This window comes from Streptomyces sp. NBC_01320, from assembly GCF_035974375.1.
GTDB classification, from domain to species: Bacteria; Actinomycetota; Actinomycetes; order Streptomycetales; family Streptomycetaceae; genus Streptomyces; species Streptomyces yanii.
Genome location: NZ_CP108390.1, coordinates 5,722,370 through 5,735,504, shown reverse-complemented (window position 1 = coordinate 5,735,504; position 13,135 = coordinate 5,722,370). Strand labels below are relative to the sequence as shown.

Genomic DNA, 13,135 nt, shown 5'->3' with positions numbered 1-13,135 from the left:
TCTGGGTCAGTGGCGCTTCTGGGAGAGCTGGAAGACGTCCGCGGCGAGGCGGGTGGCGGCTTCCCTGGTCGAGTGGGCGAGCAGCTCGGTACGGATCAGGCCGCCGGCCGCCAGATGCCGGTCGTACGGCAGGACCTGGACGCTCGCCCCGGTGGACCTGAGCTTCTCGGCGGCCTCGTCGAGGTCGAGTCCCGGGTGCGGCACGAGTTCGGTGAGGACGACGACCGTGCCGGCGATCACATGCTTCGGAAGTCCCTGCATCCACTGGAGCACCGAGTACGTGCTGGTGACGCCCTCCAGCGTGGCGGGGGCGGTCAGGATGCGGGCCTGGGCGGCGGAGAGCGCGACGCGGGCGACCTCGGCGGGCAGTGTCTCGCAGTCGACGACCGTGACCCCGAAGTAGCGGCGCAGCGAGACCATGACGCCCTCGTACGCCCTGCTGCCGAGCATCGCGCCGATCTGCCCCTGGCTGCCCGGCAGCAGCCAGGCGTTGCCGGGCAGCTGGACGAGATAGCCGGTGATGTCGAGCAGTGACATCTGCGGTTCGACGATGTCCGCGAAGTCGCCGATGGTCCAGCGGAGCGATTCCGCGCCGAGCCGCAGCGGCAGCGAGCCGAGCGCCGGGTCGGCCTCGACGACGAGGACCGGATCCTGCCGGTAGTGCGCGTACGTGGTGCCGAGCAGCGCGGCGACGGTCGTCTTGCCGGCGCCTCCCCGGATGGAGGTGACGGCGATCTGCCGCCCGGTTGTCACGGGCTGCTGGAGCACCTCGGCGACCCGTGTGATCTCGGCGACCTCCTTCGCGGCCGACGAGGAGACGGTACGGCGCACGGCGCGGGTGGCACGCGAGGCGAAGGACTGCCCGTGCCGCGGCTTGCGTCCGGCAGTGACGAGGCTCTTGTCCACGACGGGCCGGGAGTCGGGGGTGCGGTGGGCGCTGGTGGAGGGGGTGTAGGCGGCCCGGGGTTGCTGCCCCTGGTACGGCTGAGCGTGTTGCGCCTGGGCCTGGGCCTGGGCCTGTTGTGCCTGGTACTGCTGGGCTTGGTACTGATCCGCCTGATACTGCTGTGCCTGCTGGGCTTGTTGCCCCTGCTGTGCCTGGTACTGCTGGGCCTGTTGTGCCTGGTGCTGCTCCTGCTGCTGGTACTGCTGCGCCCGGTACTGCTCCGCCTGCTGGTACTGCTCCGCGGGGGCGGCCTGGTGGCCGGGGTGCTGCACCGGCGGGTACCCGTAGTCGGCCTCCGGCGCGGGTGCGCTCTGCGTGGGGAAGCCGGGGCCGGCGGGGGCGCCCTGCGGCTGTCCGGCGGGGCCCTGCGGGCCCTGCTGCGGCGTGCCCTGCGGGGTGGCGCCGCGCAGGTCGCGCAGCACGTCACCCTGCCAGTTTTCTGCGTTCGGCATGTCAGCCCTTCTTTTTCCGCCCTGCTGCCCCGCTCGGAGCGCCTGAGCGTCGACTCAGAACTTGTTGAGCAGCTGTCCGTACAGGCCGAACGCACCGACGGCGAGCGGGAAGAGCCCCACGACGCCGATGGACTCGACCAGGTCGCCCATGCGCCGCAGCCGGACCTGCACATGCTCGGGCGGCTGCACTGCCAGAACGAGCAGCGGCAGGAGCGCGGCCGCGCACAGTACGGCGAGCGGTCCCGCGCCGCCGGAGTGGTGCATCCACACCATCACGAGGCGCACGACGAGAACCGCGGAGGCGGCGAAGAGCGCCACGACCTCGGCGACGAGCGGGAAGGCCCGCGCCCGGGAGAGCAGGACGAGGGCGACGAGGGAGGGGAGCGCCATGGTCCACACCGTGGGCCTGTCCGCCTGGGTGAGCAGCCAGCCGCCGGCGGCCGCGGAGACCGCGGTGACCGTCGTGGCGAGGGCGAGGCCGCGGTGCGTGGCCGCGAGCGCGTTGCCGACCTGGTGGCGGCTGACGGAGATGCCGCCGGAGCGGCGGTCGTCGAGTGCGGTGAGCCCGGAGGCCATCAGGGCGAGCCGGGGCAGCAGGCCGAGCAGTACCACGGAGAAGACGGCCATCACGGCGCCGAGCCGGGACAGATCGCTCTGGACGGCGGCGGCGGCCTCCCACACCACGGTGATCGCGGCGGTCGCCGCGGCGCCGATGAGTCCGCCGCGGCCGAGCGGCGAGAAGTAGCCGAGGAGCAGGAGCACCACGACGAGGGCGGCCGCGACGGCGGCGAGCCGTGCGGTGCCCGGCCAGTCGTAGGCGTCGGCGGCGGTCCAGGCGGTGAGGATGCCGAGCCCGCCGGAGGCGAGCAGTAGCGCGGTGGCGAGTCCGAGGTTGCCCTGGCCGATCTTGGCGACGAGCGCACCGGCCGCCAGGAGGACGAGCGTGACCGCGACGAGCGCAGCTGCGAGGGCGCCGAGCTCGAACTCCTGACGGGCGAGCAGTGCGGCGACGACGGCGAAGGTGACGGTTGCCACGCCCGCGCTGGCCCGGCGCGCGGCGGGCCGCCAGCGCCACGCCTGCAGGTCGAGGTCGTCGGCCACCAGGTCGGTGACGTCGTGCACGACCGGGGCGGGCGGCGCGGAGTGGGCACGGACGAGACGGAGCACGGCGCCGTCCGCGATCTCGGCCGAGGACAGGGTGCTGTCGTGCGGCAACGCGGAGCCGTCCGAGGTGATCAACTGCCGTGTCATCGGGCGTGATGCGGCCCGGTCGTCGAGCAACTGCAGGATGTCCGGGAGCAGTTGACCGATCGGAGTGTCCGAGGGGAGGACGATGTCGGCCCGGCGCCGCTCGCCGACCAGGGTCACCCGGCTCAGTTGAGCCCGGGAAGTCATTGTTGTGCTCACCACTTTACGGGAACCTATCGTCGCGACGTTGAGGACGGGGGCGGACCGGACGTGCCCATGCGGTTGCTCACGGGGGTCGTCGGGCGGTCGGGATCAGGATGAACCTGGGCTGGATTTACCGGACTTGTCCGGTTTCGCGGTCGGCGTCGGCTGCTCGTACTGCTGTTCCTGGCGCTGCTGCTTCTCCTGCTCGGCCTTCTGCTTCGCCAGCGTGTGCTGGAGGAAGGACCATCCGATGCATCCAGCGCACAGGACGGCCGCGATGGCGATCCCGGCGAACACCTTGCCGAGCCGCTCGTCCGCCGTGCGTCGCGACCGCTGCAGGCCGAACAGCAGTGCGTCCCGCATCCTGCGGCGGCGTACCGCCACCGACTCCAGAAGCTGGCTGTCGTAATCCCGTGCCATCAGTCGTCCGCTGCCTCAGTCGTCCGTTGCCTCAGTCATGGTCGGCGAACCGTCGGTCTCCGGCCGGAGGGGTTCCCGTACGGCGGAACCGGTCCGCGGCGGCCGTTGCGCGAGGCGCGCGAGGCTCGCAAGGCGTCGTACGTCCCCTGCAGGAACGTTGCCTCGTCGAGCCACTGTCTGCGTGTGTTGCGGCATACGGATTCCCCCTTGCATTGCCTCCGCAACATAAGGCATGGACAAGTCAGCAGTACAACCCGGAGCCGGGAGTGGGACACACCCCGGACAATCACGAAGCGGAGCCAAAGGACAGGAAGCAGGGCGATACCGACGAGAAGCCTGCGACTGGAGAGGCCCGGGCTCAGGTGTCGTACTCGCCGATCCAGCTGCGCTGCAGAAGAGCTTTGGGAAGGTACTCGGACTCGACCTCGATCGGGATGCCGGCGTCACCGTGACCCACGCCTCCCACGTCGGGAAAGCCGTCGCGAAGGGGCCCGTCACGCGGTACCACTTTGCTGCACCGCGTGCTCTCCCGTGGGGCTCAGGTGGGGAATTCGCCGAGCCAGCTGCGCTGGAGAAGGTGCTTGGGCAGGTAGGCGGACTCCACCGTGAGAGGGATCTCGCCGTCGTGGGCGAGGCAGGCGATGGCAAGGGGGCCTAGAGCGATGCGGCCATCAGGATCCTTGGCCCGGTCCTCATCGGCGGTCCAGTACGCCTGGTGAAGCTCAAGAGCCTCCACCAGAGCCTGATTGAAGCCCTCCTCGTCCCTCCGCGCGAAACGGTGGAACAGATTGATCGGCGGGTACAGCACTCCCTGGAGCAGATCACGGGGAGTGACCGAGACCGCTTCGGGATAGGACCCTTCGATCGCGGCCACCAACTTCTCCACCAGACCCGGGCTCTGCAGCCAGTACGTCTGCAGAGCGTCCACCCAGTGGTAGATGTACTCGTCGTATTCCCCCTCGGGCGAACGCAGACGATCCAGTGGAATCTGGCACAGTTGCGTCATCCTTTTCTGGTCGCGGCACACGATCGCCAGCCAGAACGCCGTCAGCCAGTTCCCCGCGTCGGCGAACGAACGCGGTCCGATGGCAGGGAGACTCCGGATCTCACGATTGATACGGCACTCGACGGTCCCCGCGGTCGCTCCCGTCACGGCGAACAGCGCCGACCCGACCTGCATTGCGGAGACCACCGCCTCCCAGGTCTCCAGTTCCGCGGCCTCCGGATCGACCGTGCAGCGCGCCTCCACGTGGAGAAGGGCAGTACGGAACGTGGAGTCGATCGAGGTCGGCGACGATTCGAGGCGGGCGACAGAGCCGGCCACGCTCTCGCCGAGAGCCTCGGCCCAGCGTGCGGAGTTGGGTCCAGCCTCACCATGCCGGGGAACAACAATCGTCACGGTGTGCTCCGTTCAGCGATATCGAACTGCCTCATGTGATAGCCAGCATACGTGCCGGCATTCTTTTCGCCCTTGACGACGACGTAGTCCAGCTTTCCTGCATCAAGTGCGGCGTCCAATTTGTCCGCGAGGAGGAGTTCATCGATATTGCTTTCTCCTCGTTTCCTCATCTCCGCGATGATGTCCAGGAAATATTCCCTGGTTCCCTGCGAGACACGTCGGCCGCTGGGAAGGTTACGGGCTCCGAGTTCCGTAGTGACGCTGCTCTTCGCCTCGATGACGACATAACCGCCGTCCTTGCGCCGCCAGACCTGGTCGAACTGGTCGTTACCGTTCGCCGGCCCGTCGAGCGGTTCCCGGACTGCTCCCGGGTGCCGCTCTGCGATGAAGTGGTGCTCGGCGGCGGTTTCACCGAAGTCCTCGGCCGCGTCACGCATGACGCTGTGGGACTCCTTATAGGCTCCGACGCTTTCCCCGTTATGCGCCTTCGACTCCACTGTGTCCAGGAGTTCGTGCGCCGTCGCGGTCTCCTGCTTCCAGGCTTCCATGAGCTTGTCGTGGCGGATGGCGAGGTGACGCTTGAGTGCCGCCTCGTCCAACGTCTTGAGCCGTGCGGGGCTCGTCACGTCGGCCGCGCCCTTCTTGTCCCAGTCACCCACGTAGTTGGGCTTGAGCGGCTCAGGGGCGTCCTTGACCCCGACCCACGGATGGTTCTCGGATGCCCTGGTCAGCTGGGGAGGCGTACGCCCGCTCTCGTCGAAGAGATTCAGGTTCTTGCGGTTGCCGTTGGACTTGTAGAAGTCCTCGAAATACCCGGGCTCGTGGTTGGCTCGGTACCGCTGAATCTCCATGATCTGCTCATCCGTGAGCGAACCACGGGGACCGTACGGGTTGTCCCCGTCACGCATGAAGCTGGGGCGCTCGACGTCCGCGGATCCGCCGGGCGCGTTGCTGTCCGGCCTGGCCGCCGCATCCGGTCCGTCCCCGACCGTGTCGTCTCCCGCATGACCCAGGTCGTCCAGGCCGCCGGAGGCCGGAGTGTCGGGGTGCCCTGGAAGCGCATCGTCGGCGTGGCCGCCGGGCAGGTCGTGGCCGCCCGGGTGGCCGCCCGCAGTGGGGGTTTCGGCGCGGGGCCCGGGGAAGTCGTCGCCGACGTGCGTGCCGGGCGTGGCGCTGTCCAGGCTGTTGCTCGGGAGGTTGTCACCTGCGTGCGCGACGGGCATGTTGTCGCCCACGTGGCTGCCGGGCATGGAGTCGCCCACGTGGCCCGTGGGTACATGGTCGCCGGCTCCTCCTCCGGGCAGGTGGTTGCCCGCGTTGCCGCCGGGGAGGTTGTCGCCGATGTTGGTGCCCGGGAGGTTGTCGCCGGTGCGGCCGATGTCGCCGAGGTCGTTGCCGAGGCTGTCGCCGAGGTGGATGACGTTGTCGCTGGTGTGGGCGCCGACGTGGGCTGTGTTGTCGGCGGTGTGGGCGCCCGCGCCGACCAGGGCCGGTTGCCTGTCGGGGGAGGGGGAGCCGGTGTGCGGGGTGTCCGCGCCCGTGTCCGGGTTGATGTCCGGGGAGCCTTCCGGACGGGCGTCCGAGGCCTTCTGGACGATGTCGCCGTGCTCGTTGAGGAGGTTCCCGTCGTGGTCGAAGTACTGGGCGGGTGCGCCGGGCTCGGTGGGGAGTTTCGTGGCGCCTTCGGGCAGGACGGGGACGTCGTCGGGGAGCTTGATGGTGCCGTCGGGGAGCTTGACCGCCCCGTCCGGGATCGCTGCCCCGTCCGGGAGGTGCACGGCCCCGTCGGGCAGGTGGATGGACCCCTCGGGCAGCACGATCGCATCGTCCGGCAGCTTGGGGATCTCGACGTTGCCGATGCCTTTGAGGCCCTTGGCGATGTCGCCGATTTTGGAGATGCCGGCGCCTGCGCCCTTGGCGATGTAGGTCATGGGGTCGATGACCTTGCCGGCTTTGCCGGCGACGGAGAGTGCCTTGGCGACGGCTCCGGCTTTGCCGGCTCCGGCTGCTGCGCCGCCGGCGCCGCCGGTGAAGACGGTGGTCAGGACGTTGAAGGTGACGGCTCCTGCGGCCCGTCCGGGGTTCTTGCCCCATTCGTCCCAGGCGACGAGTGCTTTGCCGGTCTCCTTCATCGCGGTGCGGGAGTCACGCAGCCAGGAAGGGAGCTTGTCGTCGGGCAGGGCCCAGAACAATGTGCCGGCGCCGGGGATCGCGGTGATGACGAGACCGGTGGCGAGCTGGGCGAGTCCCTTCCAGGCCTGGCCCATGGCGTCCCAGCCACCGAACCCGACCAGGGTGCCGAGGCCCTTGATGGTGCCCCAGATCCCGTCGACGATCAGGCCGTCCCAGACGAACGACTTGACCCAGTGGCCGACTTCCCAGGCGTGGTGTTTCTCCTCCATGGGGTCGCCCCAGGGGAGTTTCGCGTTCTTGAGGTCGTCGGCGTTGAACCCGTACTGGTCTTTTCGGTCGGATCCGTCGCCGGCGACCATCTGGGTTCCGCCGAACAGGGCGGTGATCTTGTTGTGGCAGGTGCGTTCGGCGGCCCAGAACGCCGCGACGGTGGCGGTGACGTCGTCGCGGAGCTGGTTGTGCTCGTCGATCTTGTCCTCGTCGTACTCCCAGTCGTCGTCGTCCTTGACCTTGTTCACGAAGTTCGTGGCGTCGGTCTTGAGCTGGGCGAGTTTGGTGACGAGGGGGCGGACCTCGGTGGCGTAGTCCGACAGGGCGGTGGAGACCTTTTCCAGGTCGTCGCCGAAGGTGTCGGCCCGGTCCTGGACGGGTTTGGTGGAGTCGAAGAGTTTCTCGGCCTCGGGGGCTATGTAGTACGCGGACAGGCCCTGGAACTGGGTGTGGACGCTGGACCCGGTGTCACGGATGTGCCCGGCGTCCGCCTTCAGCCCCGCGTAGTCCTTCTCCAGCTGGCCCAGATCACCGGTGAACTGCGGGATCGCCTCCGGCTTGATCACTTGGTCTGCACTCCGGACATGGTCAGATCACGATCTCGGTCCGTTGCACTCCGCGCACCCTGCACATCCTGCGGCTTCAGATCCCACCCAGTCACCCAGCACACCCCCGTGCCCAACTACCCAACTGCCAAAAGTCCATCAATGCGCCCAGGCCATCTGCCCGCCCGCCCAGGTCAGCCGATGTTGTCGACGGCGGCCTTCGCGCGCGTGATGGTGTGCTGCGCGGTGCCGTCGTTCTTCTCCAGCGTCGTCTTCAGCAGCTGGATGATGTTCTTGACCTCCTGGGAGGCCCGGTTCCACCGCAGTTCCTTGCCGTGGTACTCGTCCGAGACGCCGTCCGCGGTGAAGTCCGCCATCGCCGCCTTGACCTGGCCGTCCCGCGCCGCGATCACTTCCTCCAGACGTGCGATCACGACCTGGATGTTGCCCTGCGCATCCGCCGACGCACCCGTGTCATACGCACGACGGTCACTGTCACCAGCCATTACCAAACACTCCCCGTGAATTCATGAAATCAGCGAACCGGTGAAACCGGTTCGGTCTGTGCACCTTCGAGCAGGGCACAGGTCAGGTCAGCGTCCGCCGAAGCGGGCCGCGTCGAAGTTCGCCGCACCCTGCTGCTGCCGGGCGTTGTCACCTTGCTCCTGGTCACCCGAGCCGAACGCCTGCTCCATGCCCGACTGCCCACCCAGCAGCGCCGACAGCGAACCGTTCAACGCCGCCGTGATCTCGTCCGAACGGTTCTTGAACGAGTCGAACGCCACCCGCCCCGCACCGTTGAACTTCCCCTCCAACGGCGCAGCCGCCTGCACCAACTGACGGATCAACGTGCCCAAGTCATCACTCGAACCACGTGACTTCGACGTCAGAGTCGACAGAACCTGCGCCCCCATGTCGAACTTCATTCGCTTCCCCCTGCCACACCAACTGATCCGATACGACAATATCCTTACCGCTACGGCTCATCGCTTCAACCAGCGGCCCCCCGCTGTGACCAACACATGACAGAGCCGGGCGACATCGATCGCGTGTGTCCCGGGCGAGCTCGCCGAGCGGGGTGGCGGGTGCAATCGCGTGGTCTTGGTATCCGCGGGAGCCCAGGCCCTCAGGTCGGGTTGGCCAGTCGCCTGACCACGTCGGCGTTCGGCGCCTCGGTCAAAGACCCGGGCACGACGTGGCTGCTCTTCGTGAGGTCCGACTCCTGAATCATCTCTGCCAGGGCGGCAGTCGGCGCAACCCCGCGGGCCTTTGCGTCGTCGAGCTTCCTGGCCCATCTGGCGCCCTTGTTGAACGCCTCGTCGCCGCCCGCCCTGCGGACCAGCCAGCCGGCCGCGTCGTCCTCGTCGTTCGCCCAGATGTAGCCGATCACCTCGCCATCTCTGCCCGCGACGGTGAGGTACTGAACGGGCCCGAGGGCCACGGGGTTGTAGCGCGGCGGTCCTCCGGGCGCCGCATCGAACAACAGGTCTTCGTTCAGCCGTGGGTTGACTGGCCGCCGTTCTCTGCTCATAGGTGGAAGGTCAGCCCTTTCCGGCCAGCTCCTTGAGAGCGGCGAGAGTGGGTGCCTCGCTCAGCGAGCCTGGTACGACGCCGCTTCCCTTGATGTCACTCGTGTCCCGGACCAGCTCCGCGAGCAGGGTCGTGGGTGCGATCCCGCGGGCCTTCGCGGCCCACAGTTTCCTGAGCCACGCGGCACCGGCGTTGATCTCGTTCGGCCCGAGCGCCGATGGCGTCACCCAGCCCGCGGCGTCGCCCTCGTCGTTGGCCCACACATACCCGAGCACCTTGCCGCTGCCGGAGGCCACCCGTACGTACTGCACAGGTCCCTGCGTGACGCGGTTGTAGCGGGGCGGCCCGGCGATCCGCTTGCACCGCATGTTTTCTTCGAAGCGCGGGTTGGGTCGCTGTTCCCTGCTCATAGGTGGAAGGTCAGCCCCTTCCGGCCAGCTCCTTGAGAGCGGCGAGAGTGGACGCCTCCGCCAGAGAGCCGGGGACGACGCGACTCGATTCGATGTCGCCCGAGTCCCGGAACATCTCAGTGAGAGCGACTGTGGGAGCAGTGCCGCGCGCCTTGAACTCGCGGAGCTTCATCTCCCACAGAAAGCCGCCATTGAATGCTTTGGGGCCGGCGGCCGGCCGTGGCTCCCAAGCCGCAGCGTCATCTTGGTCGTTACCCCACACATAGCCCAGTACGGTGCCGGTGTCGTCCGCCACGGCAAAGTATCGGACGGGCCCATTCGTTCTGTATGCGTAGTCCGGGGGGCCATCGCTGCGTTCGAAATGCAAATCCTCATCAAAGCGCGGATTGCGCCGGTCCTCGTTACTCATCGAGCCTGTCCTCTGCTACGTCCTGGGAAGAACTTCGCCATAGATCTGCCACTTGCCGCTGTCGTCCATGAAGACACGGGTCACCTTGTACTCAGTGCCGCGGCCGAGCAGCATTTCACGTTCGGCCACTCCGAAGTCACTCAGCCGCTCAACCCACATGGTCGGGGTTCCCTTGGGCACGCGCAGGCGGAGAATGGCTTCCTTGCCAGCGAAGCTGGGGACCGGATGGTTGCCCAGTGACGTCGACATGTAGCCGTGGTCAGGATACGTGTTGCCCAACATGCGCATCGGGCTGGGGACGTCGATGTGGCCCAATCCGGTCCCACGGACAACCATCATGTCCTCGGGCATCGGATTCCCGGCAAGAGCCTTGTCGATCTCATCGATCTCGTGCCGGACCAGAGGCGTGTCAAATTCTGTCTTGCCTCGCAGGAAACCATTGATCTCTTTGTACGTCGGAGTGGGCTGCGGAGGCTCTTTCGTGTAGTCGAAGACGGCGTCCTTCTGCGACTGCGGAAGGTTGTCCGCGTAGTCGTTCCACTGTTCCCGGCCGTACTTGACGGCAGCCTGATCATCGGGGAAATGAGCTGTTCCGTCGGAGATCTCGGCCAGGGCGACCTGGTGCTTCTCCGCAGTGGAAAGCTTGTCGAATTCGGCATTTGACACGTGCGGGGTGTACTTGAAGTCGTCCGCCGCGCCGGCGGCACCCGGCCCGTCCACACCGGGGTGGCCGCCCGTCGCCGCGTCATCGGCGCCGTGCAGCGCGTCTCCGGCGGCGCCGTGCGGGTCGACGTGCCCGCCGGTGTCACCGGCGTGCGCGGCGTCGTCGGCGTGTGCGGCGTCGTCGGCGTGTGCGGCCGCGTCGTCGGCGTGCCCGCCGCTGTGCGGGGCGTCGTGCCCGTGCGTGGTCGGCACGTCGTGCCCGGGTCCGTGCGTACCGGGCACGTTGTGTCCCGGGCCGTGCGGGGTCGTGCCCGGCACGTCGTGCCCTGCCCCTACCGGGAGGTGGTCACCGGGTACGTGCGCTGCCGGTCCGCCCGGCACGTGGCCCGGTGCTCCGCCCGGTACATGACCCGCCGGGTCGAAGGACGCCGGGGCGGGCCCGAACGAACCGCTCGGCACGTGGCCGGGTGCGCTGCCGGGGATGTGGCCTGCCGGTCCGCCCGGTATGTGGCTTGCCGGGTCGAACGTGGCCGGGGCGGGGCCGAAGGAGCCGTTCGGTACGTGTGCGGCCGGTCCGCCGGGGATGTGGCCTGCGGGTCCGCCGGGTACGTGGCTTGCCGGGTCGAACGTGGCCGGGGCGGGGCCGAAGGAGCCGTTCGGTACGTGTGCGGCCGGTCCGCCGGGGATGTGGCCTGCAGGTCCGCCGGGTACGTGGCCTGCCGGGTCGAACGTGGCCGGGGCGGGTCCGAACGAACCGTTCGGCACGTGTGCGGGTGCTCCGCCCGGCACATGGCTGCCCGTACTTGGGACATGGCTGTCCGCGCCGCCCGGCACATTGTCGAAGCCGCCTGTATGGACTCCCGGCGCCACCGTCGGCTGGATCTGCCAGGAGGTGGGCAGCGACGTCCCGGGGACCGTGGTGTGCGGGATCGAGGGCGTGTCGAGCGCGCCGGTCGGGGGGATCAGGTTGCCGTTGGGGTCCAGAAGGTGCCCGTCGGGCAACTGGAACGAGCCGTCGGGCAGCGTGGGGATCTCGACGTTGCCGATGCCTTTGAGGCCCTTGGCGATGTCGCCGATTTTGGAGATGCCGGCGCCTGCGCCCTTGGCGATGTAGGTCATGGGGTCGATGACCTTGCCGGCTTTGCCGGCGACGGAGAGTGCCTTGGCGACGGCTCCGGCTTTGCCGGCTCCGGCTGCTGCGCCGCCGGCGCCGCCGGTGAAGACGGTGGTCAGGACGTTGAAGGTGACGGCTCCTGCGGCCCGTCCGGGGTTCTTGCCCCATTCGTCCCAGGCGACGAGTGCTTTGCCGGTTTCCTTCATCGCGGTGCGGGAGTCGCGGAGCCAGGAGGGGAGTTTGTCGTCGGGCAGGGTCCAGAAGAGGGTGCTGGCGCCGGGGATGGTGCTGATGGCGAGGCCGGTGGCGAGTTGGGCGAGGCCTTTCCATGCTTGGCCCATGGCGTCCCAGCCGCCGAACCCGACCAGGGTGCCGAGGCCCTTGATGGTGCCCCAGATCCCGTCGACGATCAGGCCGTCCCAGACGAATGATTTGACCCAGTGGCCGACTTCCCAGGCGTGGTGTTTCTCCTCCATGGGGTCGCCCCAGGGGAGTTTCGCGTTCTTGAGGTCGTCTGCGTTGAAGCCGTACTGGTCTTTTCGGTCGGATCCGTCGCCGGCGACCATCTGGGTTCCGCCGAACAGGGCGGTGATCTTGTTGTGGCAGGTGCGTTCGGCGGCCCAGAACGCCGCGACGGTGGCGGTGACGTCGTCGCGGAGCTGGTTGTGCTCGTCGATCTTGTCCTCGTCGTACTCCCAGTCGTCGTCCTTGACCTTGTTCACGAAGTTCGTGGCGTCGGTCTTGAGCTGGGCGAGTTTGGTGACGAGGGGGCGGACCTCGGTGGCGTAGTCCGACAGGGCGGTGGAGACCTTTTCCAGGTCGTCGCCGAAGGTGTCGGCCCGGTCCTGGACGGGTTTGGTGGAGTCGAAGAGTTTCTCGGCCTCGGGGGCTATGTAGTACGCGGACAGGCCCTGGAACTGGGTGTGGACGCTGGACCCGGTGTCACGGATGTGCCCGGCGTCCGCCTTCAGCCCCGCGTAGTCCTTCTCCAGCTGGCCCAGATCACCGGTGAACTGCGGGATCGCCTCCGGCTTGATCACTTGGTCTGCACTCCGGGCTTGGTGAGATCCAGATCGGGCACACCGAGCGCCTTGCGCTGGGACTCGGCGGCCATCTCCAGGTCGCCGTTGAGGTAGGCGGTCGTCGCGTCGACCGCACCGGTCAGCGACTTCCCGGCCCGCGCCGCGATGAACTTCAGGTCGCTCGTGGCGTGTTCGGCGTACTGCGACAACGCCAGCGCGACGAGACCACCGGCCGCCTTCTCGCCGTCCTTGCCCCCGCCGTCACCACCCTCGGCGGTGATCGTGCCCGCACTCGTCGCCGCCGACGTCAGATGCTCGCCGTACGACTTCGCGTACGTCTCGATCTTCCCCGCCGTCTCACCCGTCGTCTTCAGCACGCCCTGAATACCCTGCGGCTTCAGATCCCACCCGGTCATGCGCTACCTCATGC

At 68.2% G+C, this 13,135-nt stretch carries 12 protein-coding genes; all 12 read right to left on the bottom strand.

Going from position 1 to position 13,135, the window contains the following annotated elements; genetic code table 11:
* Positions 1–6: 6 nt before the first annotated feature.
* Positions 7–1,398, bottom strand: a complete 1,392-nt coding sequence (locus OG395_RS26050) for a MinD/ParA family ATP-binding protein (protein ID WP_327245090.1) — start codon at positions 1,396–1,398, stop codon at positions 7–9.
* Between the two features lie 54 nt (positions 1,399–1,452).
* Positions 1,453–2,793 (bottom strand): type VII secretion integral membrane protein EccD, encoded by a 1,341-nt coding sequence (gene eccD / locus OG395_RS26045; protein WP_327245089.1) that lies wholly within the window; start codon positions 2,791–2,793, stop codon positions 1,453–1,455.
* A gap of 105 nt (positions 2,794–2,898) precedes the next feature.
* Positions 2,899–3,210, bottom strand: a complete 312-nt coding sequence (locus tag OG395_RS26040; protein WP_327245088.1) for a hypothetical protein — start codon at positions 3,208–3,210, stop codon at positions 2,899–2,901.
* Positions 3,211–3,748: 538 nt separating this feature from the next.
* The gene (locus OG395_RS26035; RefSeq protein WP_327245087.1) at positions 3,749–4,609 is read right to left on the bottom strand and encodes an immunity 49 family protein; all 861 of its coding nucleotides are present in this window, start codon (positions 4,607–4,609) and stop codon (positions 3,749–3,751) included.
* The gene (locus tag OG395_RS26030) at positions 4,606–7,578 is read right to left on the bottom strand and encodes a hypothetical protein (protein ID WP_327245086.1); all 2,973 of its coding nucleotides are present in this window, start codon (positions 7,576–7,578) and stop codon (positions 4,606–4,608) included. Before OG395_RS26030 ends, OG395_RS26035 begins: the two co-directional genes overlap by 4 nt.
* A gap of 173 nt (positions 7,579–7,751) precedes the next feature.
* Positions 7,752–8,063, bottom strand: a complete 312-nt coding sequence (locus tag OG395_RS26025) for a pore-forming ESAT-6 family protein (protein ID WP_327245085.1) — start codon at positions 8,061–8,063, stop codon at positions 7,752–7,754.
* Positions 8,064–8,150: 87 nt separating this feature from the next.
* Complete coding sequence (locus tag OG395_RS26020; protein ID WP_327245084.1) at positions 8,151–8,483, bottom strand: hypothetical protein; 333 nt, start codon at positions 8,481–8,483, stop codon at positions 8,151–8,153.
* Between the two features lie 200 nt (positions 8,484–8,683).
* Positions 8,684–9,088, bottom strand: coding sequence for a hypothetical protein (locus OG395_RS26015; RefSeq protein WP_327245083.1), 405 nt, complete (start codon positions 9,086–9,088; stop codon positions 8,684–8,686).
* A gap of 10 nt (positions 9,089–9,098) precedes the next feature.
* On the bottom strand, positions 9,099–9,497 hold the full coding sequence (locus OG395_RS26010; protein WP_327245082.1) for a hypothetical protein: 399 nt from the start codon (positions 9,495–9,497) through the stop codon (positions 9,099–9,101).
* Positions 9,498–9,507: 10 nt separating this feature from the next.
* Positions 9,508–9,906: a hypothetical protein gene (locus OG395_RS26005; protein ID WP_327245081.1), complete on the bottom strand. Its 399-nt coding sequence runs from the start codon at positions 9,904–9,906 to the stop codon at positions 9,508–9,510.
* Between the two features lie 15 nt (positions 9,907–9,921).
* Positions 9,922–12,723: an ADP-ribosyltransferase gene (locus OG395_RS26000; RefSeq protein WP_327245080.1), complete on the bottom strand. Its 2,802-nt coding sequence runs from the start codon at positions 12,721–12,723 to the stop codon at positions 9,922–9,924.
* The gene (locus OG395_RS25995) at positions 12,720–13,121 is read right to left on the bottom strand and encodes a DUF6507 family protein (RefSeq protein ID WP_266983097.1); all 402 of its coding nucleotides are present in this window, start codon (positions 13,119–13,121) and stop codon (positions 12,720–12,722) included. Before OG395_RS25995 ends, OG395_RS26000 begins: the two co-directional genes overlap by 4 nt.
* Positions 13,122–13,135 lie beyond the last annotated feature (14 nt).

What these genes read in the sequence shown, in the direction of transcription:
- OG395_RS26050 (WP_327245090.1), bottom strand. Translation starts at nt 1,398, where the DNA reads ATGCCGAACGCAGAAAACTGGCAGGGTGACGTGCTGCGCGACCTGCGC.
- eccD (WP_327245089.1), bottom strand. Translation starts at nt 2,793, where the DNA reads ATGACTTCCCGGGCTCAACTGAGCCGGGTGACCCTGGTCGGCGAGCGG.
- OG395_RS26040 (WP_327245088.1), bottom strand. Translation starts at nt 3,210, where the DNA reads ATGGCACGGGATTACGACAGCCAGCTTCTGGAGTCGGTGGCGGTACGC.
- OG395_RS26025 (WP_327245085.1), bottom strand. Translation starts at nt 8,063, where the DNA reads ATGGCTGGTGACAGTGACCGTCGTGCGTATGACACGGGTGCGTCGGCG.
- OG395_RS26020 (WP_327245084.1), bottom strand. Translation starts at nt 8,483, where the DNA reads ATGAAGTTCGACATGGGGGCGCAGGTTCTGTCGACTCTGACGTCGAAG.
- OG395_RS26015 (WP_327245083.1), bottom strand. Translation starts at nt 9,088, where the DNA reads ATGAGCAGAGAACGGCGGCCAGTCAACCCACGGCTGAACGAAGACCTG.
- OG395_RS26010 (WP_327245082.1), bottom strand. Translation starts at nt 9,497, where the DNA reads ATGAGCAGGGAACAGCGACCCAACCCGCGCTTCGAAGAAAACATGCGG.
- OG395_RS26005 (WP_327245081.1), bottom strand. Translation starts at nt 9,906, where the DNA reads ATGAGTAACGAGGACCGGCGCAATCCGCGCTTTGATGAGGATTTGCAT.
- OG395_RS25995 (WP_266983097.1), bottom strand. Translation starts at nt 13,121, where the DNA reads ATGACCGGGTGGGATCTGAAGCCGCAGGGTATTCAGGGCGTGCTGAAG.